The sequence below is a fragment of the Pseudomonas sp. 10(2024) genome, from assembly GCF_045164175.1.
In the GTDB taxonomy this organism is placed as follows: Bacteria; Pseudomonadota; Gammaproteobacteria; order Pseudomonadales; family Pseudomonadaceae; genus Aquipseudomonas; species Aquipseudomonas alloputida.
Genome location: NZ_CP174006.1, coordinates 5,624,105 through 5,647,649 on the forward strand (window position 1 = coordinate 5,624,105; position 23,545 = coordinate 5,647,649).

Below are 23,545 nucleotides of genomic sequence, written 5' to 3' on the forward strand. Positions count from 1 at the left end.
GTAAACCCGCTCCTACAAGGTACCCCACAGGCCTGGAACCGTGGCGATCCCTGTAGGAGCGGGTTTACCCACGAACAGGCCCTGACAGGCGATCAGTCAGCCGGCTGCTTGAACACATAGAACAGGTTCGGCTCACTGACCAGGTAAATGGTCCCCGCTTCATCCATCGCAATCCCCTCAGCCTGCGGCACCGTCGCCTGCAACCCCTGGAAGCCCTTGCGCAACGACAAGGTACTCAGCGGCTGGCCCTGTACATCCAGCTCCAGCACCAACCGAGACTCGTCCGACAACGCCAGCAAATGCCCGCTGCGTTCATCGAACTGCAAGCTCGACAAGTCCCGCACAAACAACCGTGAATCGCGCTTGCGGTCCTGCACCACATGCACGGCGTAGGGCTTTTCCGGATTGTCATGAGGGAAGCCATGCACCTCATAGATCAGCATCGGGTCACGCTCCTTCGCCACGAACAGGCGCTTGCCCGCCGAATCGTACGCCAGGCCCTCGAAGCCTTTGTTGCCATTGAGGCCAATACCCAACGTCAGCTGTTCGGCATCACCGGCATCGAGAAACATCGTGTCGTCTTCCAGACGTACGCGAATCAGCCGTTGCTGACGCTCGTCGGTGATCACATAGCTGTTTGGCCCAACGTACTCCACAGCCTCCGGGTCGCCGAAGCCAGTCAGCGGCACACGGCGCAGGATACGGCCATCCAGCGACAGCTCGATCAGCTCCGAACGGGCGTTGGTGACCGTGAAGAGGGTTTTGCGGTCGGGGTCGTAGGTCAGCGCCGAAATGTCATCATCCAGCCCTTCGATCGGTTGCGCCTCCAGCACCACCCGGTAGCGATCCAGGCCAATGCTGCGCTCCACAGGCTGCCACCAGGTCTTGAGATTGAACCAGCCACGCTCGAACAGGCGAAACTCCTGCCCGGCCCAGCCAAGCAGCAACAGACCAAGGGCAGCCAGAACAAGGAACAGGCGAACAAAACGACGCATAGGGACAGACTCGACACAAGGATGGCGAATCTAATCATGAATGGCTGAAGCAAAGCTTAATGCAAGCGTCAGGCAAATCTGATGATGTTGTCAGTTTTTTTGGAATCGATAGAAAAGCGCCGGCTCGCTGACCATGTACAAGGTGCCCTTGTCGTCCATGGCCACCCCTTCCGCCCGCGGAATGGTGCCTTCAAGCCCGTTGAAGCCGCCCAGCAGCGTCATGAAGCTGACTTGCTGGCCCTGCTCGTCCAGCTCCAGCAGCATGTTGGAGTCGGCCGAAAGCACCAGCAAGTGGCCAGTACGCGGGTCGACACCCAGCGCAGACAGGTTGCGCAAGTCGAGTTCATCGCTAGGCAACGGCTGCTTCTCACCCTTGAGCGGGCTGCGGCCATCGGTGTTCCAGGTATACAGCTTGGGCGGGCGCTCCTCGCCAATGATCAGGCGCTGGCGCAGCGGGTCCCAGGCGATGGCCTCGAAGCCCTTGTTGCTCTTGATCGAAGGGCCCAGGTCGTGGCTCGGGAAGTCATCGTGATTCAGTGCAGTGGTCTGCGCGTCCACCTTGACCACGGTCAGGTCATGCAGGCGCTCGTCGGTGATGGCCAGGTTGCCGTCTTCCAGCACCGCGACGCCTTCGGGGTTGTTCCAGCCGTTGAGCGGGATCTTGCGCAGTACATCGCCCTCCAGGCTCAGCTCGACCAGGAACGGGTTCTTGCCCATGACCGCGAACAGCGTGCGGGTCTGCGGGTTGAAGGCCACATCCGAGGCTTCATCATCGTCCATGCCCGGCAGCGGCTTGGCGTCGATGTCCACCTGGTAATCCGGCAGCCATACGCTTTCGCTGCGCTCGGCGGTGCTTTCGAAGCTTTCTTTTACCCACAGTGCACCGCGGTCATCCCAGTGCATGGCCACGGCCACGCCATAGCCAATCACCGCCGCCACGGCCAGGCCGAAGGGCCAGCGCAGGTAGAAGCGACGCTTGGGAGTTGCCGGGGCGCTGGAGGAGGATGGCATGCGGTGATCCTGGGAAAATGGGCGTAGGTGCGCGCATTATCCGGATTGGGTGTGAAAAATCGGTAAACAGGGCCGGCCTCTTCGCGGGCCTGCCCGCTCCCAAGGCGCTGCAATCCCTGTAGGAGCGGGTTTACCCGCGAAGAAGGCGACGCGTTCCCTGTAGGAGCGGGTTTACCCGCGAAGAAGGCGACGCGGTTTCGAGTTAAAGCACCCGGCTTTCGAAGCGGCTCACACCCGGCAGCTCCAGCACCAGCTCGTCACCGACATTGAACGGCCCGACGCCCGCCGGGGTACCGGTGAGGATCACATCCCCCGCTTGTAGCGAGAAATGCGCTGCCATGTACTGAATCATCGGCACGATCGGGTTCAGCATCATCGCGCTGTTACCATCCTGGCGTACTTCGCCGTTCACGGTCAGGCGCACCGGGATGTCTGTCACGTCCTCGAAGCTGGCGGCCGAGACGAACGGTGGCAGCACGCAAGCGCCGTCAAAGCACTTGGCCAGCTCCCAGGGCAGGCCCTTTTCCTTCAGTTTGGCCTGCACGTCGCGCAGGGTCAGGTCCAGCGCCGGTGCGTAACCGGAAATGGCGTCCAGCACCTCTTCCTCGCTCGGGTGGGTCGACAGCGGCTTGCCCAGCAGCACGGCGATTTCAACCTCATAGTGCACCGACCCACGCTCGGCCGGGATCTTGAAGCCACCTTCGGCCGGCACCACGCAGCTGCCTGGCTTGATGAACAGCAGCGGCTCGGTGGGGATCGGGTTGTCCAGTTCCTTGGCATGCTCGGCATAGTTACGGCCGATGCACACCACCTTGCCCAGGGGGAAGTGAATGCGCGTACCGTCTACGTACTGGTGCTGGTAACTCATGGCCGACTCCTTCTGGATACTGCTTTTTATTCAGGTGCGAAGATCTTACCCGGATTCATGATGCCGTTAGGGTCGAACACGGCCTTTATTGCCTTCATGCAGGCGATTTCTTCGGGGGAACGGCTGTAGCCCAGGTAGTCGCGCTTGGTCATGCCCACGCCATGCTCGGCGGAAATCGACCCGTTGTAACGCTCGACGATCTCGAACACCCACTTGTTGACCTTGGCACACGAAGCGAAGAAGTCGTCCTTGCTCATATGCTCAGGCTTGAGGATGTTCAGGTGCAGGTTGCCGTCACCAATATGGCCGTACCACACCACTTCATAGTCCGGATAATGTTCAGAGACGATGGCGTCGATATCGCGCAGGAACGCAGGCACTTTCGAGACGGTGACGGAAATGTCGTTCTTGTACGGTGTCCAGTGCGAAATGGTTTCCGACAGGTACTCGCGCAGCTTCCACAGGTTTTTCAGCTGGGTTTCGCTCTGGCTCATCACCCCATCCAGCACCCAACCCTGCTCGACGCAATGCTCGAAGGTAGCCAATGCTTCGTTGGCCACGTCTTCAGTGCTGGCCTCGAACTCCAGCAGCGCATAGAACGGGCAATCCGTCGCGAAGGGCGCAGGCACATCGCCGCGGGCGAGGATCTTGGCCAGCCCCTTGTCGGAGAAGAACTCGAAAGCGGTCAGGTCCAGCTTGCCCTGGAAGGCGTGCAGCACCGGCATGATCGAGTCGAAGTCCGGTGTGCCCAGCACCATGGCGGTGAGGTTGCGCGGTGCGCGGTCCAGGCGCATGGTGGCCTCGACCACGAAGCCCAGCGTACCCTCGGCACCAATGAACAGCTGGCGCAGGTCGTAGCCGGTGGCGTTCTTGATCAGGTCTTTGTTCAGCTCCAGCAACTCGCCCTTGCCGGTGATCACTTTCAGCCCGGCCACCCAGTTGCGGGTCATCCCGTAACGAATCACCTTGATCCCGCCGGCATTGGTGCCGATATTGCCGCCAATCTGGCTGGAACCGCTGGAAGCGAAGTCCACCGGGTAATAAAGGCCTTGCTCTTCGGCGTAGGTTTGCAGCTGGCGGGTGACGACCCCTGGCTGGCAAACCACAGTACGGTCGAAAGCATTGAAGCCAAGGATCTGGTTCATGTAGTCGAAGGCGACGACAACCTCGCCATTGGCCGCCACGGCGCCGGCAGAAAGCCCGGTGCGCCCGCCAGAGGGCACCAGCGCCACCTTGTGCGCATTGGCCCAGTGCACAATGGCTTGCACCTGTTCTATCGTTTTGGGAAAGACGATGGCGCTGGGCGCAGGCGGGTAATGCTTGGTCCAGTCCTTGCCATACGCTTCGAGGGAAACCGGGTCAGTCAGGACCTTGCCAGGGTCGACAAGGGTCATCAGTTCTTCAATAACAGCGGGATGGGTCATCGCTGGAACTCTCGACTTATTCATGGTCACCCTGAGCACTCTTCACCTGTCGGGATAAGCTCAGATTGTGTCGCGTATGCTAGCATAGCCCTCCCGCTGTTCATGCTAAGGCTGCCCTCGCGCCTGGCATCACCCCTCGCCAATTTATCTCCGGGATACAGGTTTACGCAGATGAGCAAGACTTCTCTCGACAAGAGCAAGATCCGGTTCCTTCTTCTTGAAGGTGTGCACCAGAACGCGGTCGATACCCTCAAGGCCGCCGGCTACACCAACATCGAATACCTCACTGGTTCGTTGCCGGAAGCCGAGCTGAAGGAAAAGATCGCCGATGCCCACTTCATCGGCATCCGTTCGCGTACCCAGCTCACCGAAGAGATCTTCGACTGCGCCAAGAAACTGGTCGCTGTTGGCTGCTTCTGCATCGGTACCAACCAGGTTGACCTGGAAGCTGCCCGCGAACGCGGTATCGCCGTGTTCAACGCGCCATACTCCAACACCCGCTCGGTCGCCGAGCTGGTACTGGCCGAAGCCATCCTGCTGCTGCGCGGCATCCCTGAGAAGAACGCCTCCTGCCACCGTGGCGGCTGGATCAAGAGCGCGGCCAACTCGTTCGAAATCCGCGGCAAGAAACTGGGCATCGTCGGCTACGGCTCGATTGGTACCCAGCTTTCGGTACTGGCTGAGAACATGGGCATGCAGGTGTACTTCTTCGACCCGCTGACCAAGCTGCCACTGGGCAACGCCGTGCAGGTCACCAGCCTGAACGAGCTGCTGAGCCTGGCCGACATCGTCTCGCTGCACGTGCCTGAGCTGCCATCCACCCAGTGGATGATCGGCGAGAAGGAAATCCGCTCGATGAAGAAGGGCGCGATCCTGATCAACGCCGCCCGTGGCACTGTGGTCGAGCTGGACCACCTGGCCGCTGCCATCAAGGACAAGCACCTGATCGGCGCCGCCATCGACGTGTTCCCGGTCGAGCCACGCTCCAACGACGAAGAGTTCGAGAGCCCGCTGCGCGGCCTCGACAACGTGATTCTGACCCCGCACATCGGTGGTTCCACCGCCGAAGCCCAGGCCAACATCGGCCTGGAAGTGGCCGAGAAACTGGTCAAGTACAGCGACAACGGTACTTCGGTGTCCTCGGTCAACTTCCCGGAAGTGGCCCTGCCAGCGCACCCAGGCAAACACCGTCTGCTGCACATTCACGAAAACATCCCGGGCGTGCTCAGCGAGATCAACAAGGTCTTCGCCGAGAACGGTATCAACATCTCCGGTCAGTTCCTGCAGACCAACGAGAAAGTCGGTTACGTGGTAATCGATGTTGACGCCGAGTACTCGGACCTGGCGCAGGAAAAACTGCAACAGGTCAAAGGCACCATCCGTTCGCGCGTCCTGTTCTAAGGTCGCTGGCGGTATGAAAAAGGGAGGCCCTGGTGGCCTCCCTTTTTTTATTTCACTTCAACCGTGATCTTCTTCGACTCGACGCTAGGCTTGAACGGCACATGATACTGGTCACCCAGAATCAGTTGCAGGGTGTGCTTGCCCGGGGTCAGGGTAATGCTGGTTTCGGTCTGTGCCTTGCCGAAGTGCAGCACTTGCGGCCCCTTCGGCAGTGCGACGCCGGCCTCTGGCATCAGGCTGGTCGGCAGCGGCATGTCAGCCACCGGCTCTTTGTCTACATCCACCAGCAGATGGTGGTGCCCGGTGTGCGGGGTTTGGTCACCCGCAGGTTTGAGGCCCATACCCTCGATACCGAACTTGACGGTGAAGGTCTTGTCGACCGTGGCACCATCGGCGGGGGAAACGATGAAGACCTTCGCCTCCTTGGGCGGCTCCTGGCTCTTCAGGGCGTCTGCGGCACTGGCGAACACCGACGCTCCCATCAGCAGACCGGCAACGGCAGCACGCGAAAATAGGCTGTTCATTCACTTCTCCTGTGGTTCACTTATTGACCGCAGCTGTCATCCAAAAGCGGCGGTAGTTCACCTTAGTTGAAATAACCGCCAAGGTGTTCACATTGCCTGACAGAAATATTTCCGTCAGGGTTAAACAATGCCGAGGCTTGAAGGTCATAGGCTGCGCTCGATCACGGCGAGGAAGAAAGCCGTGGCGATCGATTTCAAACTGCTAAAAGAAAAGGGGCATACATGCGTTCGACCATAGGGGTACTGCTGGCAGTACTGATCAGTCCATTGGCTCAGGCGGAGCTGATCGACGAAATCGCCGACCGGGGCGAACTGCGCATTGCCGTACAGGCCGAGAACTCGCCATACGCCTTCAAGCAAGACGACCACCTGACAGGTTTCGACATCGAATTTGGCCAGGCCCTGGCCAAGGAACTGGATTTGCGCGCCGAGTTCGTCGAAGCCCCGACTACCGAAGTGCTGGCGGGTGTCGAGAGTGGCAAGTACGACATCACATTCACCCCGTCGAGTGAATCGCTCACAGGCGACGGCCCGCTCGATGTAAGCCTGCCGATTGGCGAGAAGAAGCTGGTGATCCCGTTCCAGAAGGACAACCCGGCTTTTGAAAGTGCTGTAAACAATGCGTTGCAGCGTTTGAAAGACAGTGGCCGGACTGCCGAACTTGAGCAGAAGTGGTTCAAGGGTGTGCAGGAGACTGCAGGCGGGCAGTGAGGTCTTGTTTGCAACCTATGCCGGCCTCTTCGCGGGTAAACCCGATCCTACGGCGGCCTGGATCCAACCCTCGACGTGTGTCCACCACCAATCTGTGTAGGAGCGGGTTTACCCGCGAATACGGTAGCGGCGGCAACGGTGAACGGCGGGTGAAAATTGGCCAGCAGGCCTGGCCCTTTCGCGGGTAAACCCGCTCCTACACGGCGGCCTGGGTCCAACCCTCGATGTGTGTCCATCAGCGGGTTCACCCGCGAAAGGGCCGGCACAGGTTCAAACAGATCTATCAGCCAAAGCCCGCCGCGCCTGGTCCAGCTCCAGCTCGCTGAACACCTGCACTCCCGCCCGCCGCAGTAGCGCCGTGGTTACCCCTTCCCCCGCCACTTTCACACCACTGAAGGTGCCATCATAGGTCAACCGGTTGCCACACGAAGGGCTGCCAGACTTCAGCACCGCTACACGAATGCCATGCTGCCGCACCAGTTCCAGCGCCAACTGCGCTCCGGCCAGAAACGCGGCACTGACATCTTCACCCGTCACTGTCAGCACCTGTGTGTCACCCTCGAGCACTGCGCTGCCCTGCCCTCCCGGGATCTCCGCTGGCGGCCGCGGTGTCGGCAAGCCGCCTGCTACCTCGGGGCACAACGGCACCACGCGCCCTTCGGCCTGCCACTGCTGCAACAAATCGGGATGGCCGCTGGCCCGGCCGTCATAGCGAACGGGCAGCCCCAACAGGCAGGCGCTCACCAGCACCTTGGGCCTATCAGAACGGGTCATTGCCACGCCGCCTGAACCAGCCGGTCAATGACAGCCGCTCACGCCCGGCCGGCAGTACTTCGTGAGGCACTTCGCCCGACAGGAATACCACCAGGCAACCGGCCACTGGCTCGACATCGTGCTCGACACCGTCGGCCAGGAACATGCGCAACTGGCCACCGTCATGCGATTGCCAACCTTCATTGAGGTAAAGCACCGCCGAGACCATGCGCCGGTCATCGTCGCGGAAGCGGTCCAGGTGCCGGCGATAGAACGCCCCCGGTGGGTACAGGGCAAAGTGGCATTCAAAGTCTTCCAGGCCCAGGAAAAGGCCTTGGTTGATTGCCAGGCGCAACTGATCCATCGCCGCCAGGTACTGGTCGCAGGCCTCGGCCTGCCCCGGGTCGATCCACTGGATCTGGTCACCGCGAATGGTTTCGCGCACCTCCTGGGTAGCACCCCGCCCAACCCCTGCGGGGTTCAGTTCGCCTTCGGCATCACGGCGCCGGCACTCGGCTGCCAGCGCGCGCACCAGGTCGGCAGGCAGAAAGTGCGCCTGCTGGGACCAGCCATGGGTGGCCAGATCGTCGACGACGGCCGCAAGCATCGGGTGTTCAGGGGATATGTGCATGGCGCGCATCATATCCATTCGCCCTGTCGCCGCACAGCGCCACTTGGCCGAGAAACACGCGGGTATCTCGACAAACCGGCGCCGGGCCAAGGACAATAGCCACCTGCCGACAGGAGTCCTGAATGCGCCGTCTGTTTTCCCTGATTCTGCTGATGATCTGCACCATGCCTGTCTGGGCAGACAACCTGGATCAACTGTACAAGGCTGCCGGCTGGCCCGACCAGCGCGCCCACTTCAACGATGCCCTGACCGCTGCCCAGGAGCGCTACCGCAACAGTTTGCCACCCGCCGTTTACCAGGCGCTGGTCAACAACAGCAACCAGCGCTTCCAGGCCCAGGCGGTGGACCGTCGCGCCCAGGCAAAGCTGCGCGCCACCCTGGCCGACCCGGCACCGGCCCTGGCCTTCTTCCAGTCACCGCTAGGGCGCAAAGTGGTGGCGGCCGAGCTCAAGGCCACCCGCAAGGACGAACTGGCCAAGAACGCCAAAGGCCTGCCCAAGATCCAGGCCAGCGACGATCGTCTGCTGATCATCGGCCACCTGGCCCAAGCCCTGCCTGCGCGGGAAGCCGGCGCCGAAGTCAGCCTTGCCATCGCCGGTGTAGCCGCCGACAGCCTCAGCTCGATGATCCCCGGCCTGTTCGGCGGCGGCCAGGCCCAGAGCCTGCTGGATGGCCAGCGCCAGCGGTTGATGGGGCAGATTGGCGAAGACCTGAACAACACCCTGCTGTACGTCTACCGCGACCTGTCCGATGCCGAGCTGGAAGCGTTCGCCACCTTTGCCGAGTCGCCCGAGGGCAAGGCTTACTACCAGGCGGCCCTGGCCGCTGTACGCGCCGGCCTGGCGGTTGGCCAAAGCACCAACGACCTGAAGTGATCAGCCCAGGCGCTGGTCGATGAAGTCGAAGTAGCGCTGGCGGATACCCGGCAACTCGTTGGCCAGGTGGTGACGGGCCTCGGGCAGCATCAGGATCTGCGGCTCGGCAAACTTGGCCTTGAGCACTTCGAGGTTGTGGGGCCAGTCCACCGTGCCATCCGCCTCCCCCTGCACGATCAATGGCCGACGCGCACTGCGCGGCGCGGCCTCGATGCGTTTGACCCAGGCGATCAGTGCGCCCACCCAGGCCGTTGGCAGGCGACGCGGTTGCAGCGGGTCGGCCTCAAGGAACGGCAGGAAGGCCGGGTCGTTGGTGTTCTCGCTGAAGCGCCGTTCGATGCCATTGACGAAGTGGCGCAGCACGCAATAACTGAACTTCGACCAGCGCCAGGAACATGGCCGCACCAACGGGGCCAGCAGGATGACCTGGCCATCGACGGGGCTGCGTGCGCCCTGGTGCAGCAGATGGTCCACGGCAATCGCCCCCCCCGTGCTCTGCCCACAAAGGTGCCACGGGTGCGGCAGTTGCAGCGTGTGCGCCTGTTCGAACAAGGCCTCCAGCACCTGCTGGTACACCGCAAAGTCATTGATGCTGGCCCGCTCGCCGCTGGACAGGCCGTGGCCGGGCAGGTCGCAACTGATCACCGCAAAACCTTGCTTGAGTGCCCACGCAATCACATGCCGGTAGAGGCCCATGTGGTCGTAATAGCCGTGCAGCAGGAACAACGTCGCGCTTGGCTGCTCGGGTAGCCAGGCCTGCCCGACCAGATCGAACCCCGCCGCCTGGAAGCCGCCCAGCCAGCTGTGTGCCGGCAGGTCCAGGCCATAGAAGCGCTGGTAGTCCTGCGCTTGTGCCGACAGTGGCTGGCGAGTGGTGAACGGCGCCAGGCTGGTGCGCAGGCGGTCGGGGTGAAAGGCAGGGGGCATCGGGTACATCCACATTGATGCAAGTATTGATCTGGAATCTTCAGCTCTGGCCGGCGCCATGGCAAGCTTGCTCACCTCGAACAACCAGCATCGAACTAATTGTGGGAGCGGCCTTGTGTCGCGAAAGGGCCGCAAAGCGGCCCCAGCGATCTATGCATGATGCCGAGATCCTGGGGCCGCTGCGCGGCCCTTTCGCGACGCAAGGCCGCTCCCACAGGGATCGCGCCAGCTTTTAGAAATTGAGCAAGACAGTTGCTACCACAAGGGCCACCGACTCTTCATGAATAGCCGAATCATCAAACCGCTGTGCACGGTCATCGCCTTGTTGGTCGGCGCCGTAATCCTCTGGCAGGCCTATAGCGCCTTTCAGGCCCGCTACCTGCGCCCGTTCGACAACCAGGCCACGCTGTTCGACGGCAGCCAGTTACAGCTACCTGCCGAGTTGGCCGGTGCTGGCCCGATCCGCGTGGTGCATTTCTGGGACCCGGCCTGCCCATGCAACGTCGGCAACCAACAGCACCTGGGCGACCTTATCAGCCAGTTCGCTGGCCACGACGTTACCTTCCATGTGCAGCAAAAACCCGGCAGCCACGGCCAGCTGCCGGCCAATATCGGCAGCTTGCAACCCATCACCCACCTGCCCGGCAGCGAGCACCTGCCTGCCTCTCCGGCCGTGGCCATCTGGGACCGGCAAGGCAACCTAGCCTACTTCGGCCCCTACAGCGAAGGTGCGGTGTGCAACGCCAGCAACAGTTTCGTGGAGCCCATCATCAAGGCCTTGCTTGAAGGCCGGCCGGTGCAGGCAACCAATACCTTGGCAATAGGGTGCTACTGCCCTTGGTAGATAGTGGGTACCCCATAGATATCTACAGCTTCGACCCATGGGAGGATTTTTACCGTAGCGACATACAGATCAATGGAGAAACTGTATGTCACCACAAGGCTTCACCGAGCTGCCCGATAGCCATGTCCACGGCACGCGCCCGATCTTCGTCCCTGGCGTTTTCTGGGGCCACAACCGCATACCTTATCAGCTGGTATCCAGCTTCCGTCCAGGCAGCCTCGTCATCGATCTGATTCCACAGATCGAAAACGACAAGCGGCAGGTCAAGCAAGCCCATGAGCAGCGCCAGGCCGCACTTGACCAGGATCTCGACCAGGCCATTCTCGCTCAAGCCGGCTCACTGGCCGGCCTGAGCGAGGTCCAGGCAATCGAGCGAAGAATCGCGGCGATCAGCCAGCTTCAGACGCAGCTTGGGCAACGCCTGGAAGCTGCCCGCCAACAAGCCAACAGCTTCTATGGCAAAGCCCCGGAGCATCGCTCCTTTCAGGAGTTCCTGGCTGTCACCCGCGCCCCCAACGGGCCAGCAGATCCACGCACCGCGTGGCTCGCATCCTACCGGGCCGCGTTCGAGGCCAAGTTGCTAGAGCAGCAAAGCAGCGAGTTGATACAGCGCCAGCATCGACTTCGAAGTGCGTTGTCCGCAGCCAGACTCAAAGAAGGTAACAACCGGAAGATCGATCAAACGCTCTATCAGACCGAGCAAGCACTGGTCCGCATCCTTGCTGCCAGCCATGAGTTCCAAATAGCGCGCAGTGCACTGCAGGACTTGCTCACTGCCTTCACCCGCCACCTGCATGAGGACATTGCCGAGGAAGCGGCACTGGAGCACAGCCGCGAACTGGTACAGGAAACCTCCGGCCTGCTCAGGGCGCGAGCGCGGCTGGTGCAGGCCTACTCTACCTGGGGCAGGCTTCATAGCCTGTTAGAGGTCGAAGCTCACCGCATCGATTTCGCCCTGCGAGTCATAGCAGTTGGCACCTCTGCAGATCGACGGCCAGAGTTGCTCGCCCTGCAAGCTCAAGCGGCCGAGCATGCAAGTACGTCATCTACCGATGCAACGACTGTGAGGCAGCTGCGAGACCAGGCGGACATCGCCCTGCAAGCGGCTTTCGACGAGCAGGCAGTACTCGCGGCGCTCTCGGGACACACACCCAGCAATACCCCGATTACCTTCAACGCCTGGACTGCAAGCACTCGCCACCCGGTGATATTGAGTTCCTCGCGCGGTGGCACGGCCGAATTTGAACTGATCTGGGAGAGCCTCGCCGAGTCAATTGGCAAGACTGCACAACGCCTGCTGACGGGCGCTGCACTGACGGCCATTCGGCATGCGTCACTGATGCTCTACGCCACGCGCCTGGGCGATGGCGAGCGCATGGGCGTCACCGTCCCGCTGGCCATGATGACGCCCGGTGCGGACCTGACCCTGGAGGCAAACCGCAAGGTCGGCCAGAACCTTGAGCTGCCGCTGCGGATGAACGCCATCCCGCAAGGCAACCAGACCGAGCTGTACCTGGCAGCCACTGATGGCAGCGGCGTGCTGCGTGACGTACGTGTGCGCCAGGCTCAGTGGGATCCCACTCACGGCGCCTATCGCTTTACCGCTGAAGGCCCGGGTGGTGCCACGCTGCTTTGGCACCCCGCAACACCGCCCTCGACCTTGGGCCAGTACGACGACGAGAGGGGCACCTACATCCCGGGCGCGACCATTGTCGAGGACCTGCAGACGCACCTGCCGGGCAACATCATCGTTCCTCCGGAACCGGATATCCGCACATTCCCCGGGTTGCCCGACCTGCACATTGATGACTACGTCATCGTCTTCCCTGCGGACTCGGGGCTGGCGCCGATCTATGTGATGTTGCGCAACCCGCGCAATTTGCCGGGGGTTGCCAGTGGGAATGGTGTTAGCACACCGGACAGGGTGCTGGATGCAGCCACCACCGCGGCGGGGGCGCCGATTCCTGCAAGAATTGCGGAGAAACTGAGGGGGCGACGGTTTACGAGATTCGATAAGCTCAAGGAAGCGATATGGCGAGAGATAGCTGCGGATGACGTTCTAAGACAGCACATCAGGCAGCCAAGCATCGACGACATGATGCATGGAAAAGCGCCGTATGCCCCAGAAAGTCACTGGGTTGGCAAACGGATGAAGTTAGAGATTCATCACAAGATCGAGATCTCGAAGGGAGGCGCTGTCTACGACTTCGACAATCTCGTATTCATGACTCCAAGAGTACACATAGATCACCACAAGGCAGGCAACCAATGATTTTGAAAGAACGACTTGAAGATTACACAGAAGCTGAGTTTCTTATGCTAATCAAAGAGCTCTATCAGAATCTCGATGGCCTCGACAGCAATGAGCTTGAACGACGACGGGATTCAATAGTGTCGAGTTTCCGAAAACTAACTGAGCACCCAGACGGAGCGGACGTCATTTACTACCCGCCTGAAGGGGCAGATGACAGCCCCCAAGGCGTCGTCAACCGCGTAAAAGAATGGCGCGCTGCCAACGGCAAACCCGGATTCAAACCCGCCTGACCCAAAGCCCTGCGGCCAACACCGCAGGGCTTTTCATATCACCCTCGCACCCTCGCCGGGTTACCCACCACCGTCGCGCCCGCGGGCACATCCCGGGTCACCACACTGCCGGCGCCGACGATGGCGTTATCACCGATGGTCACCCCCGGCAGGATGATCGCCGCACCGCCAATCCACACGTTGTCGCCGATGGTCACCGGCCGCCCACTCTCCAGCCCGCTGCGCCGCACTTCAGGGTCGAGCGGATGGTCGGCGGTATAGATCTGCACGTTGGGACCGATCTGGCAGTCGTCGCCGATACGCACCGGCACCACGTCGAGGATCACGCAGTTGAAGTTCATGAAAGTATTACGGCCAACGCTGATGTTGTAGCCGTAGTCGCAATAGAACGGCGGGCGAATCACCGCGCCTTCGCCAACCTGGCCAAAGTGCTCCACAAGCAGCCCGTGGCGTGCGTCGTTGAGCAGTTCGACACTGTTGTTGTAGCGATGCATCCAGTGCTTGTTGGCGATCTGCTCGGCCTGCAGTTCAGGGCAGCCAGCGTGGTAGAGCTGGCCGGTGAGCATTTTGTGTTTTTCGCTGAGGGACATGGAAACTCCTTCCTGGGGCTATGCTCTGTTCGCGAATCCGCCGATGATCGGACCACATTTTTCGTTTGAATGCACAAGGAGTCTGAATGAAGCGCAGCCTGACCCTGCTGGCGGTGGTAGTCACCGTGGCCGCTGGCGCCTCCGGGTACTGGTACGTTCAGGGCAAGCTGCCGCAGCGCGAGGGCGAGGTCGCCGTTGCCGGCCTGCAAGCGCCGGTCAGCGTGCGCTACGACGCACGCGGTGTGCCACACCTGCAGGCACAGAGCGAGCCGGACCTTTACCGCGCACTGGGCTACGTGCATGCCCAGGACCGATTGTTCCAGATGGAGATCATGCGCCGCCTGGCCCGTGGCGAGCTGGCCGAAGTGCTCGGCGACAAGCTGCTGCCCACCGACACCCTGTTCCGTAGCCTGCGCATACGCGAGCAGGCCGCGCTGATGGCCAAGCGGCAGGATCCGCAGGCGCCGGCATGGCAGGCCCTGCAAGCCTACCTCGACGGGGTCAACAGTTGGCAGGCCAGCCACCCCAAGCCCACGGAATTCGACCTGCTCGGCATCACCCCGCGCCCGTTCACCGCCGAGGACACGCTGAGCATCGCCGGCTACCTGGCCTACAGTTTTGCCGCCGCGTTCCGCACCGAGCCTGCTCTGACCTACATCCGCGACCAGCTGGGGCCTGACTACCTGAAAATATTCGACCTTGGCTGGCAACCCGAGGGCGCACTGGGCACGCCACTGGCCGCTGCCGACTGGCAAAGCCTGGAAACACTTGCGCGCTTAAGCGATGAGGCGCTGGGCGATGCCGGCATCCCGCAGTTCGAAGGCAGCAACGCCTGGGCGGTCGCGGGTAGCCGCACCCGCAGTGGCAAGCCGTTGCTGGCTGGCGACCCGCACATCAGCTTTGCCGTACCTGCGGTGTGGTACGAGGCCGAGCTGTCAGCGCCCGGCTTCAACCTCTACGGCTATTTTCAGGCACTTAACCCGTTCGCTCTGCTCGGCCACAACCGTGACTTCGGCTGGAGCCTGACCATGTTCCAGAACGATGACGTCGACCTGATCGCAGAAAAGACCAACCCTGCCAACGCTGACCAGGTCATGGTCGATGGCCAGTGGCGCACACTGGAAAAGACCGAGCAGCAGATTGCAATCAAAGGCGAGCAACCGGTCACCATCAACCTGCGCCGCTCACCCCACGGGCCAATCGTCAACGAAGTCCTCGGCGCCACGGCAGGGGCCACACCGATTGCCATGTGGTGGGCGTTCCTCGAAACCGAGAACCCGATCCTCGAAGGCTTCTACCAGCTCAATCGCGCCGACACCCTGGGCAAGATGCGCGAAGCGGCTGCCAAGGTGCAGGCGCCGGGGCTGAACTTCGTCTGGGCCAATGCCCGTGGCGATATCGGCTGGTGGGCGGCGGCGAAACTGCCGATTCGCCCGGACGGTGTGAACCCGGCGTTCATCCTCGACGGCGCCAGCAGCCAGGCCGACAAACCCGGCTTTTACCCCTTCAGCGTCAACCCGCAACAGGAGAATCCGGCCAGCGGTTATATCGTCTCGGCCAACTACCAGCCACCCGCCGTGGTGCCGATACCCGGCTACTACAACCTCGCCGACCGCGGCCACCAGCTCGATCGCCAGCTGGCCAACCCGGAGGTGAAATGGGACATGCAGAACAGCCAGGCGCTGCAACTCGATACGGCCAGCGATTACGGCCCGCGCACCTTGGCACCGCTGCTAGCGACGTTGCGTCAGATCGCCCAGGGTGACGAGGAAAAGGAACTGGTCGAGCAGCTGGCAGCCTGGCGCGGCGACTATCCACTGGACTCAACCAGCGCCACGCTGTTCAACCAGTTCCTCTACGAGCTGGCCTATGCCGCGTTGCATGACGAATTGGGCGATACCTGGTTCCCGGTGCTGATCAGCACCCGTGCCATCGATGCCGCGCTGCCGCGCCTGGCCGCCGATGCCGAGTCGCCCTGGTGGAACACCCGCGGCGCCAACCAGCGCACTGACCGCAGCTCGATCGTGCGCGAAGCCTGGCAGAAGAGCCTTGGCCACTTGCGCGACACCCTCGGCAAGGATCCAGCCAGCTGGCAATGGGGCAAGGCCCATACCCTGACCCACAACCATCCGCTTGGGGTGAAAAAGCCGCTGAACCTGCTGTTCAACGTTGGGCCATTCGCCGCACCCGGTACCCATGAAGTGCCGAACAACCTCTCGGCGAAGATCGGCCCGGCGCCATGGCCGGTGACGTACGGGCCGTCGACGCGGCGGCTGATCGACTTTGTCGATGCCGGGCAGGCGCTGACCAGCAACCCGGTTGGGCAGAGTGGCGTGCCGTATGACCGCCATTACGCGGACCAGGCCGAAGGGTATGTGCAGGGGCAGTATCAGAAGGCACAGATGGGGGTAATACCGGCGCAGAGTACCTTGCGATTGGTGCCAGGGCCGTAAGGGGCTGCCTTGCTCAAAACCCAAAAGTTTGCGCGAGCACTGTGGGGCTTTAGCCGCGAACACCGGCGCAGCCGGTGCCATGCACCGCGTTGGATTCTTCGCGGGTAAACCCGCTCCCACAGGGATCGCGCCAGCTTTCAGAGATCCCAGCAATGAAAACGCCGACACAAAGGTGTCGGCGTTGGGTCATGCAAGGTGAAGCAAGCGCATCAGAACGCCGGCAGCACCGCACCCTGGTACTTCTTGGCAATGAATTCCTTCACTTCAGGGCTGGTCAGGGCCTTGGCCAGTTTCTGGATGGCTTCGCTGTCCTTGTTGTCCGGGCGGGCCACCAGGAAGTTCACGTAAGGCGAGTCGGCACCTTCGATCACCAGGGCATCTTTAGCCGGGTTCAGGCCAGCTTCCAGGGCGTAGTTGGTGTTGATCATGTCCAGGTCGACCTGGTCCAGCACACGGGGCAGCATGGCCGACTCAAGCTCGCGGAACTTCAGCTTCTTCGGGTTCTCGGCGATATCCTTGGGGGTGGCCAGGGCATTCTTCGGGTCTTTCAAGGTAATCAGGCCGGCCTTCTGCAGCAGCAGCAGCGCACGGCCGCTGTTGCTGCCCTCGTTAGGGATGGCAACGGTTGCGCCTTCTTTCAGCTCGCTCAGGGCCTTGACCTTCTTCGAGTAGCCACCGAAGGGCTCTACGTGTACACCCACCACGGTTTCCAGGTGGGTGCCCTTGCCTTCGTTGAAGTTCTGCAGGTACGGCAGGGTCTGGAAGTAGTTGGCGTCCAGACGCTTCTGGTCCACCTGCACGTTCGGCTGCACGTAATCGGTGAAGACCTTGATCTGAAGGTCCACGCCTTCTTTTGCCAGTGTCGGCTTGATCAATTCGAGGATTTCGGCGTGCGGTACCGGGGTAGCGGCAACCACCAGTTTCTCGGCAGCAGCGGCCAGGCCGGAGAACGACAGGGCAGCAGCCAGGGCAGTGGTCAGCAGGGTCTTCTTCATGGTGGTCCTTGTTCTGAATCTGGGCCATCGACGATGGCGAATCGGGTGCCCAACCGGTTCACCAGTGGGCGTGAGGCGGACGATACCCAAATTTTTTATTCCGCAACAATATCTTTTACTTAGCTGCTTATTCCAAAAACAGAATGGCATCAGCCTCTTTACCCAGGAGCGATATCTAACGCGCGGGGTCAGGCAGGTCGAGGTCTTCGGGCAGGATCTCTTCGCCGCCATTGACCAGCAAGGCAAAGTGGATGACGTTCTCCAGTTCGCGGGTATTGCCGGGCCAGAAATGCCCCTCCAGAACCCGCTGCGCCGCCTCGCTCACCAAGGGCACAGGCCGCTGCAGGCGCACGCTGTAGATACCCGCGAAGTATTCGGCCAGCGGCAGGATATCGCCGGGCCGCTCGCGCAGCGGCGGCAGTTCCAGCGCGCCCTCCCGCAAATACTGGTACAGGCGCTCGTTGAAGCGCCCTGCACGCACCACACGGGCCAGGTCGATGCTGGTGGCGGCTACCAGACGCACATCCACCGGCTGTGGCTGCTGCGCGCCCACCCGAGTGACCTCGCGGTTTTCCAGGGCCGCCAGCAGCTTGCCCTGGATGGCCAACGGCAAGTCGGCAATCTCGTCCAGGTACAAGGTGCCGCCGCTGGCCGTACCGAACCAGCCGGCGCGGCTGCTGGCCGTACCGCCATGGCTGCCGGCGCTATAGCCAAACAGCTCGGCATCGGCGTAGGTGGGGCTGATGGCCGCGCAGTTGACGGACACGAACAACCCTCCACGGTCGCTGGTACGGTGGATCTGCCGGGCCAGCAGCTCCTTGCCGGTGCCGGTTTCGCCACGGATCAGCACCGGCAAAGGTTGTGGCGCCAGGCGCTCAAGGTCCTCACGCAGCTGCTGCGAGCGCGGGTCGATAAACACCAGCGCCTTGGCACGAATGCTCAGCGGGCTCTTGTCCAGCTCGGGGAAGGTCAACAGCGGCTGGCCGAACGGGTTTTGAAAAGTCATGACGAACTCCCGCCCCAGGCCCGTAATGGCCAGGCGTCAGGCAAAGGGTGAACAGTAAGGCCGATCAGGCGCGGCGCAGTGCGCGCTGCTCGATCCGGCTCTGCAAGCGATACAGGTAGGCGAAGCCTTGTTCCCAGCGCTCATGACCGGACTTGACGTTGATGTGCCCGGCATTGCTCAGCAAACCCGCTTCGGCGCCCCATGCCTGGGCCAGGTACAGCGCCCGTGGCACGTTCACGGCTGGGTCGTTGTCCGAGCTGACAACCTGGCTAGGGAATGGCAGCACCTCGGTAGGGATCGGCGCAAAATTGCGCAGCACGGGTGCGCACGTGGGCCGTTCGACATCTGCCGGCGCCACCAGCAGTGCACCACGCACCTGCCGTAGCAAGGCCGAGCTTGCCTGCGCTGTCCAATGGGCGACAGTGATGCAACCAAGGCTGTGGGCAATCAGGATCACCGGCGAGCGCTCGGCGGCAATCGCCTGCTCCAGCGCGTGCACCCAGTCCTGCCGCTGCGGGGTGAGCCAGTCTTGCTGTTCAACCCGTGCACTGTTGGGCAGGGTGCGCTGCCAGTGACTCTGCCAATGGTTGTCTGGCGATCCTTGCCAACCCGGCACAATCAGGTAGCGAATCGACTCATTGCGCATGGGGACGCCTCCAGTAAGTTTGCGTGCTTGGAGACAAGTATAGGGAGGGCGAAATATTCGTAAAGGAATAAGAAGATATTTATTAATACCCATATTGCATAACAAGCAGGCTACAGCCACTCGCTTGAGAAAGGCTGTAAAGCTGCCCTGTCACGCGTTCAGGCAAGAAAAACCCGGGACCATGCCCGGGCTCTCTTTGCCTTGTGCGACTTAGATATCCGCCACCTTCTGCCACACCTTCGGCCGGAAGAACAACGTCTCTCCCCGCGCCAACCCGGTCAGGCTGTCATGGTCTTTCACCACTTCGGCCTCGATCAGCTCACTCTGCCCTTCCACCTTCAAGGTCACCCGCGTGGTTGCGCCCAACGGCCGAATGTCGCGCACCTCGGCCGCATGGTGCCCTTCGGTCTCGTGCCGCGACAGCGACACCTCGTGCGGGCGAAACAGCACGTGATGCCCTTCGCTCAAGGCCAGGCGGTTGGAGTCACCGAGGAAGTGGTAGACGAAATCGTTGGCCGGCTGATCGTACACCTCACCTGGCGAGCCGATCTGCTCGATCACGCCTTTGTTCATCACCACGATGCGGTCGGCTACTTCCATGGCTTCTTCCTGGTCGTGGGTAACGAACACCGACGTCAGGTTGATATCCTCGTGCAGCCGCGCCAGCCAGCGACGCAGCTCCTTGCGCACCTTGGCATCCAGCGCACCGAATGGCTCGTCCAGCAGCAGCACCTTCGGCTCCACCGCCAGGGCGCGGGCCAGGGCGATACGCTGACGCTGGCCACCGGAAAGCTGCTCGGGGTAGCGGTCGGACAGCCAGTCCAGTTGCACCATGTTCAGCAGCTCATGCACCTTCTCGGCAATCTTGCTCTCGCTCGGGCGCTCGCCCTTGGGCTTCATGCGCAGGCCGAAGGCAACGTTGTCGAACACGCTCATGTGGCGGAACAGCGCGTAGTGCTGGAACACGAACCCGACGTTACGGTCACGCACATCATGGCCGGAAACGTCCTCGCCATGGAACACGATGTTGCCCTGGTCCGGGGTTTCCAGGCCGGCAATGATGCGCAGCAGGGTGGTCTTGCCGCAGCCGGACGGGCCGAGCAAAGCCACCAGCTCGCCGCTGTTGATGTCCAGGTTGATAGCGTTCAGGGCCTGGAAGCTGTTGAAGCGCTTGCTGACGTTACGAACTTCGATCGACATGAATCATTCCTCCGCGGCGCTGTGGCGCAGGCGGTTAATACGGTTCTCGCTCCACTGCTTGAGCAGCAGGATGAAGAGCGCCAGGATCAGCAACAGGCTGGCCACGCTGAAGGCCGCGACGTGGTTGTACTCGTTGTATAGGATCTCCACATGCAGCGGCAAGGTGTTGGTCACGCCACGGATGTGGCCCGACACCACCGACACCGCGCCAAACTCGCCCATGGCCCGCGCGGTACACAGCACCACGCCGTAAATCAGGCCCCATTTGATGTTCGGCAGGGTCACGTGCCAGAACATCTGCCAGCCGTTGGCACCGAGCAGCCGTGCAGCCTCCTCCTCTTGCGTGCCTTGCTCCTGCATCAGCGGGATCAGCTCACGGGCCACGAACGGCACGGTCACGAAAATGGTCGCCAGGACAATGCCCGGCAGGGCGAACACGATCTGGATATCGTGGTCCTGCAGCCACGGCCCGAGCAGGCCTTGCGCGCCGAACATCAGCACGTAGACCAGGCCGGCGATCACGGGCGACACCGAGAACGGCAGGTCGATCAGGGTGACCAGGATACTCTTGCCACGGAAGGTGTACTTGCTCACGCACCAGGCAGCGCTTACGCCAAATACCAGGTTCAGCGGCACCGAGATAACCACGGCGAGCAGGGTCAGCTTCAACGCCGACAACGCATCGGGTTCGAATATCGCCTCGAAGAAGGTGCCAAAACCGTTCTTCAGCGCCTGCGATACCACGATCACCAGCGGCAGCAGCAGGAACAGGGCGAACACCAGCCAGCCAAGGCCGATCAGGATACGCCGTGAGGTGGCGCTGCCACGGCGGGCGGCGTTGGCTGCGGCACTTGCACTCAGGGATGAACTGGACATGCCGGCCTCCTTCAAGGGGTTTCGATGCGGCGCTGCAGCAGGTTGATCAGCAGCAGCAGGATGAAGGAAACCACCAGCATCAACACGCCGATGGCGGTCGCGCCGGTGTAGTCGTACTGGTCGAGCTTGACCATGATCAGCAGCGGCAGGATCTCGGTCTTCATCGGCATGTTGCCGGCAATGAAGATCACCGAACCATACTCGCCCACGCCACGGGCGAAGGCCAGGGCAAAGCCGGTGAGCCATGCCGGCAACAGGGCCGGCGCCAGGATGTGGCGGAACACCTGCAGTGGCTTGGCCCCCAGGCAGGCCGCGGCCTCTTCCACTTCACGTGGGATGTCGGCCAGCACCGGCTGCACCGTGCGCACCACGAACGGCAAGGTCACGAAGGTCAGTGCCAGGGTGATGCCCAGCGGGGTGTAGGCGATCTTGAAGCCAAGGTCGGTGGCGAACTGGCCGACCCAGCCCTGCGGCGCGTACAGGGCCGTCAGGGCGATACCGGCAACCGCGGTGGGCAAGGCAAACGGCAGGTCGATCATCGCATCGATGATCTTGCGCCCGGGGAAGGTGTAACGCACCAGCACCCAGGCCAGCAGGGTACCGATCACACCGTTGATGATGGCGGCGAACAGGGCGGTGCCGAAGCTCAGCTTGAGCGCAGCGATCACCCGCGGCGCACTGATGATGGTCCAGAACTGCTCGAAGGTCAGCTGCGAGGCATGGATGAACATGGCCGCCAGCGGTATCAGCACGATCAGGCTGAGGTACACCAAGGTGTAGCCCAGCGTCAGCCCGAAGCCGGGTATGACGGGGGAGATACGACGCGACATAAATATCCCTGGTTGAACGCACTCAGCCCGGAAACACTCCCGGGCCTGTGCAAGCTTTTGAATCCTGGGGCTGCTTGGCAGCCCATTCGCGACACAAGGCCGCTCCACAGGAGATCATGATTCCTTGTGGAAGCGACCTTGTGCCGCGAATGGGCCGCACGCGGCCCCGCTTTCCTTTGGCGCTTACTGTGCCTGATAGATCTGGTCGAACACACCGCCATCATTGAAGAATTTCGGTTGTGCAGTCTTCCACCCACCAAAGTCCTTGTCGATGGTCACCAGGTCCAGTTTCGGGAACTGCTTGCCGAACTCCGCAGCGACTTTCTCGTCACGCGGGCGGTAGAAGTTCTCGGCGGCAATCTTCTGCCCGGCCGAGCTGTACAGGTGCTTGAGGTATTCGGTGGCAATCTCGGTATTGCCCTTCTTCTCGGCGTTCTTGTCGACCACGGCCACTGGCGGCTCGGCCAGGATCGACAGCGACGGCACGACGATGTCGAACTTGTCGGCACCCCCGTCTTCCTTCAGGGCCAGGAAGGCCTCGTTTTCCCAGGCCAGCAACACGTCGCCCTGGCCATTGTTGACGAAGGTGATGGTCGAACCACGGGCGCCGGTATCCAACACCGGTACATGCTTGAACAGCTCCTGCACATAGGCCTTGGCCTTCTCTTCGCTACCGCCGGCCTTCAGGCCGTACGCCCACGCTGCGAGGAAGTTCCAGCGCGCACCGCCGGAGGTTTTCGGGTTCGGGGTGATGACCGACACGTCCTTCTTGATCAGGTCGCCCCAGTCCTTGATGCCTTTCGGGTTGCCCTTGCGCACCAGGAACACGATGGTCGAGGTGTACGGAGTGCTGGCGTCAGGCAGGCGGGTCTGCCAGTTCTCGGGCAGGGTCTTGCCAAGTTTGGCCACTTCGTCGATGTCACCGGCCAGGGCCAGGGTCACCACGTCGGCGCGCAGGCCGTCGATCACCGCACGGGCCTGCTTGCCCGACCCCCCATGGGATTGCTGGATTTTCACCTTGTCACCCGGGTGGGCCTGTTGCCAGTGTTTGATGAACTCGGCGTTGTACTGCTGGTACAGCTCACGGGTCGGGTCATAGGACACGTTGAGCAGTTCGTAGTCCTTGGCGATGGCGGAACCGGCAAAAACAGCACTGGCCAGGGCGGCGAGCGCATAACGGCGGATGGACATGGTGAAGCTCCCGATTGGCATTTTTTCTAGTTTTGGATGTTGTGGCGCCGATCAGCCGGGCTTGTTGCCGGGCTGTTGCAGGCGGAACTTCTCCTTGCGCTCGATCTGTACGACCTGAGCGTTGTGCACGGTGATCTCCACCGCACCGAAACGCAGGTCGCGCAGGGCGCTCTGGATTTCACGCAAGATGGTGGCTTCGTCCTGACCGTCGATGCTACGCAGAGATGCACTCATGCTCGTTCTCCTTGGA

At 61.8% G+C, this 23,545-nt stretch carries 24 protein-coding genes; 7 read left to right on the forward strand and 17 right to left on the reverse strand.

Annotated features, from left to right (window positions below; genetic code table 11):
• Nucleotides 1-92 precede the first annotated feature (92 nt).
• From ACI7M0_RS25385 to ACI7M0_RS25400, 4 genes are all read right to left on the reverse strand, one after another.
• On the reverse strand, nucleotides 93-995 hold the full coding sequence (locus tag ACI7M0_RS25385; protein ID WP_104886931.1) for an SdiA-regulated domain-containing protein: 903 nt from the start codon (nucleotides 993-995) through the stop codon (nucleotides 93-95).
• A 90-nt stretch (nucleotides 996-1,085) separates the two neighbouring features.
• Nucleotides 1,086-2,006 carry an SdiA-regulated domain-containing protein gene (locus ACI7M0_RS25390; protein ID WP_104962746.1) on the reverse strand — a complete coding sequence of 307 codons (921 nt, stop codon included), beginning with the start codon at nucleotides 2,004-2,006 and terminating at the stop codon, nucleotides 1,086-1,088.
• A gap of 202 nt (nucleotides 2,007-2,208) precedes the next feature.
• A complete protein-coding gene (locus ACI7M0_RS25395) occupies nucleotides 2,209-2,874 on the reverse strand; it encodes a fumarylacetoacetate hydrolase family protein (RefSeq protein ID WP_010955685.1) in 666 nt (221 codons plus the stop codon).
• Between the two features lie 26 nt (nucleotides 2,875-2,900).
• Entirely contained in the window at nucleotides 2,901-4,298 is a 1,398-nt protein-coding gene (locus ACI7M0_RS25400) for an FAD-binding oxidoreductase (RefSeq protein ID WP_129932859.1), read from the reverse strand.
• Between the two features lie 171 nt (nucleotides 4,299-4,469).
• Here ACI7M0_RS25400 and serA point away from each other — a divergent pair, with 171 nt between their 5' ends.
• Nucleotides 4,470-5,699 carry a phosphoglycerate dehydrogenase gene (gene serA, locus ACI7M0_RS25405; protein WP_020189953.1) on the forward strand — a complete coding sequence of 410 codons (1,230 nt, stop codon included), beginning with the start codon at nucleotides 4,470-4,472 and terminating at the stop codon, nucleotides 5,697-5,699.
• A 47-nt stretch (nucleotides 5,700-5,746) separates the two neighbouring features.
• Here the strand turns inward: serA and ACI7M0_RS25410 are convergent, their stop codons facing one another.
• Nucleotides 5,747-6,223: a DUF4399 domain-containing protein gene (locus ACI7M0_RS25410; protein WP_010955687.1), complete on the reverse strand. Its 477-nt coding sequence runs from the start codon at nucleotides 6,221-6,223 to the stop codon at nucleotides 5,747-5,749.
• A gap of 222 nt (nucleotides 6,224-6,445) precedes the next feature.
• Between ACI7M0_RS25410 and ACI7M0_RS25415 the strand changes: the two genes are divergently transcribed.
• Complete coding sequence (locus tag ACI7M0_RS25415; RefSeq protein WP_129932858.1) at nucleotides 6,446-6,934, forward strand: transporter substrate-binding domain-containing protein; 489 nt, start codon at nucleotides 6,446-6,448, stop codon at nucleotides 6,932-6,934.
• A gap of 270 nt (nucleotides 6,935-7,204) precedes the next feature.
• On the opposite strand, the gene ACI7M0_RS25420 is transcribed toward ACI7M0_RS25415, so the two are convergent.
• Both ACI7M0_RS25420 and ACI7M0_RS25425 read right to left on the reverse strand, forming a co-directional pair.
• Nucleotides 7,205-7,708 (reverse strand): DUF523 domain-containing protein, encoded by a 504-nt coding sequence (locus tag ACI7M0_RS25420; protein WP_129932856.1) that lies wholly within the window; start codon nucleotides 7,706-7,708, stop codon nucleotides 7,205-7,207.
• On the reverse strand, nucleotides 7,695-8,327 hold the full coding sequence (locus tag ACI7M0_RS25425; protein WP_029380732.1) for a 2OG-Fe(II) oxygenase: 633 nt from the start codon (nucleotides 8,325-8,327) through the stop codon (nucleotides 7,695-7,697). Before ACI7M0_RS25425 ends, ACI7M0_RS25420 begins: the two co-directional genes overlap by 14 nt.
• Before the next feature lie 113 nt (nucleotides 8,328-8,440).
• Between ACI7M0_RS25425 and ACI7M0_RS25430 the strand changes: the two genes are divergently transcribed.
• Nucleotides 8,441-9,193, forward strand: coding sequence for a DUF2059 domain-containing protein (locus ACI7M0_RS25430; protein ID WP_010955691.1), 753 nt, complete (start codon nucleotides 8,441-8,443; stop codon nucleotides 9,191-9,193).
• Here the strand turns inward: ACI7M0_RS25430 and ACI7M0_RS25435 are convergent, their stop codons facing one another.
• Nucleotides 9,194-10,120 carry an alpha/beta hydrolase gene (locus tag ACI7M0_RS25435; RefSeq protein WP_129932855.1) on the reverse strand — a complete coding sequence of 309 codons (927 nt, stop codon included), beginning with the start codon at nucleotides 10,118-10,120 and terminating at the stop codon, nucleotides 9,194-9,196.
• Between the two features lie 280 nt (nucleotides 10,121-10,400).
• Between ACI7M0_RS25435 and ACI7M0_RS25440 the strand changes: the two genes are divergently transcribed.
• From ACI7M0_RS25440 to ACI7M0_RS25450, 3 genes are all read left to right on the forward strand, one after another.
• Nucleotides 10,401-10,964 carry a DUF6436 domain-containing protein gene (locus tag ACI7M0_RS25440; RefSeq protein WP_129932854.1) on the forward strand — a complete coding sequence of 188 codons (564 nt, stop codon included), beginning with the start codon at nucleotides 10,401-10,403 and terminating at the stop codon, nucleotides 10,962-10,964.
• 85 nt (nucleotides 10,965-11,049) lie between these two features.
• Nucleotides 11,050-13,236, forward strand: a complete 2,187-nt coding sequence (locus ACI7M0_RS25445; protein WP_129932853.1) for an S-type pyocin domain-containing protein — start codon at nucleotides 11,050-11,052, stop codon at nucleotides 13,234-13,236.
• Entirely contained in the window at nucleotides 13,233-13,508 is a 276-nt protein-coding gene (locus ACI7M0_RS25450) for a bacteriocin immunity protein (RefSeq protein WP_129932852.1), read from the forward strand. The genes ACI7M0_RS25445 and ACI7M0_RS25450 overlap by 4 nt, the downstream gene beginning before the upstream one ends.
• Nucleotides 13,509-13,546: 38 nt before the next feature.
• Here the strand turns inward: ACI7M0_RS25450 and ACI7M0_RS25455 are convergent, their stop codons facing one another.
• Nucleotides 13,547-14,098: a sugar O-acetyltransferase gene (locus ACI7M0_RS25455; protein ID WP_129932851.1), complete on the reverse strand. Its 552-nt coding sequence runs from the start codon at nucleotides 14,096-14,098 to the stop codon at nucleotides 13,547-13,549.
• 86 nt (nucleotides 14,099-14,184) lie between these two features.
• On the opposite strand from ACI7M0_RS25455, the gene ACI7M0_RS25460 reads away from it, so the two are divergent.
• A complete protein-coding gene (locus ACI7M0_RS25460; RefSeq protein WP_129932850.1) occupies nucleotides 14,185-16,551 on the forward strand; it encodes a penicillin acylase family protein in 2,367 nt (788 codons plus the stop codon).
• A gap of 209 nt (nucleotides 16,552-16,760) precedes the next feature.
• Here ACI7M0_RS25460 and ACI7M0_RS25465 read toward each other — a convergent pair whose 3' ends face one another.
• The 8 genes from ACI7M0_RS25465 to oscA form a co-directional block, all read right to left on the reverse strand.
• A complete protein-coding gene (locus tag ACI7M0_RS25465) occupies nucleotides 16,761-17,546 on the reverse strand; it encodes a MetQ/NlpA family ABC transporter substrate-binding protein (protein ID WP_019439108.1) in 786 nt (261 codons plus the stop codon).
• Between the two features lie 175 nt (nucleotides 17,547-17,721).
• Nucleotides 17,722-18,552 carry a sigma 54-interacting transcriptional regulator gene (locus ACI7M0_RS25470; protein WP_129932849.1) on the reverse strand — a complete coding sequence of 277 codons (831 nt, stop codon included), beginning with the start codon at nucleotides 18,550-18,552 and terminating at the stop codon, nucleotides 17,722-17,724.
• Between the two features lie 64 nt (nucleotides 18,553-18,616).
• Nucleotides 18,617-19,198: an alpha/beta hydrolase gene (locus tag ACI7M0_RS25475; protein ID WP_129932848.1), complete on the reverse strand. Its 582-nt coding sequence runs from the start codon at nucleotides 19,196-19,198 to the stop codon at nucleotides 18,617-18,619.
• A 210-nt stretch (nucleotides 19,199-19,408) separates the two neighbouring features.
• Nucleotides 19,409-20,398, reverse strand: a complete 990-nt coding sequence (locus ACI7M0_RS25480) for a sulfate/molybdate ABC transporter ATP-binding protein (protein WP_003248965.1) — start codon at nucleotides 20,396-20,398, stop codon at nucleotides 19,409-19,411.
• A 3-nt stretch (nucleotides 20,399-20,401) separates the two neighbouring features.
• Nucleotides 20,402-21,274, reverse strand: coding sequence for a sulfate ABC transporter permease subunit CysW (gene cysW, locus ACI7M0_RS25485; protein WP_010955698.1), 873 nt, complete (start codon nucleotides 21,272-21,274; stop codon nucleotides 20,402-20,404).
• 11 nt (nucleotides 21,275-21,285) lie between these two features.
• Nucleotides 21,286-22,104, reverse strand: coding sequence for a sulfate ABC transporter permease subunit CysT (gene cysT / locus ACI7M0_RS25490; RefSeq protein WP_003248961.1), 819 nt, complete (start codon nucleotides 22,102-22,104; stop codon nucleotides 21,286-21,288).
• 183 nt (nucleotides 22,105-22,287) lie between these two features.
• Nucleotides 22,288-23,295, reverse strand: coding sequence for a sulfate ABC transporter substrate-binding protein (locus tag ACI7M0_RS25495; RefSeq protein ID WP_129932847.1), 1,008 nt, complete (start codon nucleotides 23,293-23,295; stop codon nucleotides 22,288-22,290).
• A 51-nt stretch (nucleotides 23,296-23,346) separates the two neighbouring features.
• On the reverse strand, nucleotides 23,347-23,529 hold the full coding sequence (gene oscA / locus ACI7M0_RS25500; RefSeq protein ID WP_003248957.1) for a sulfur starvation response protein OscA: 183 nt from the start codon (nucleotides 23,527-23,529) through the stop codon (nucleotides 23,347-23,349).
• Between the last annotated feature and the right edge of the window lie 16 nt (nucleotides 23,530-23,545).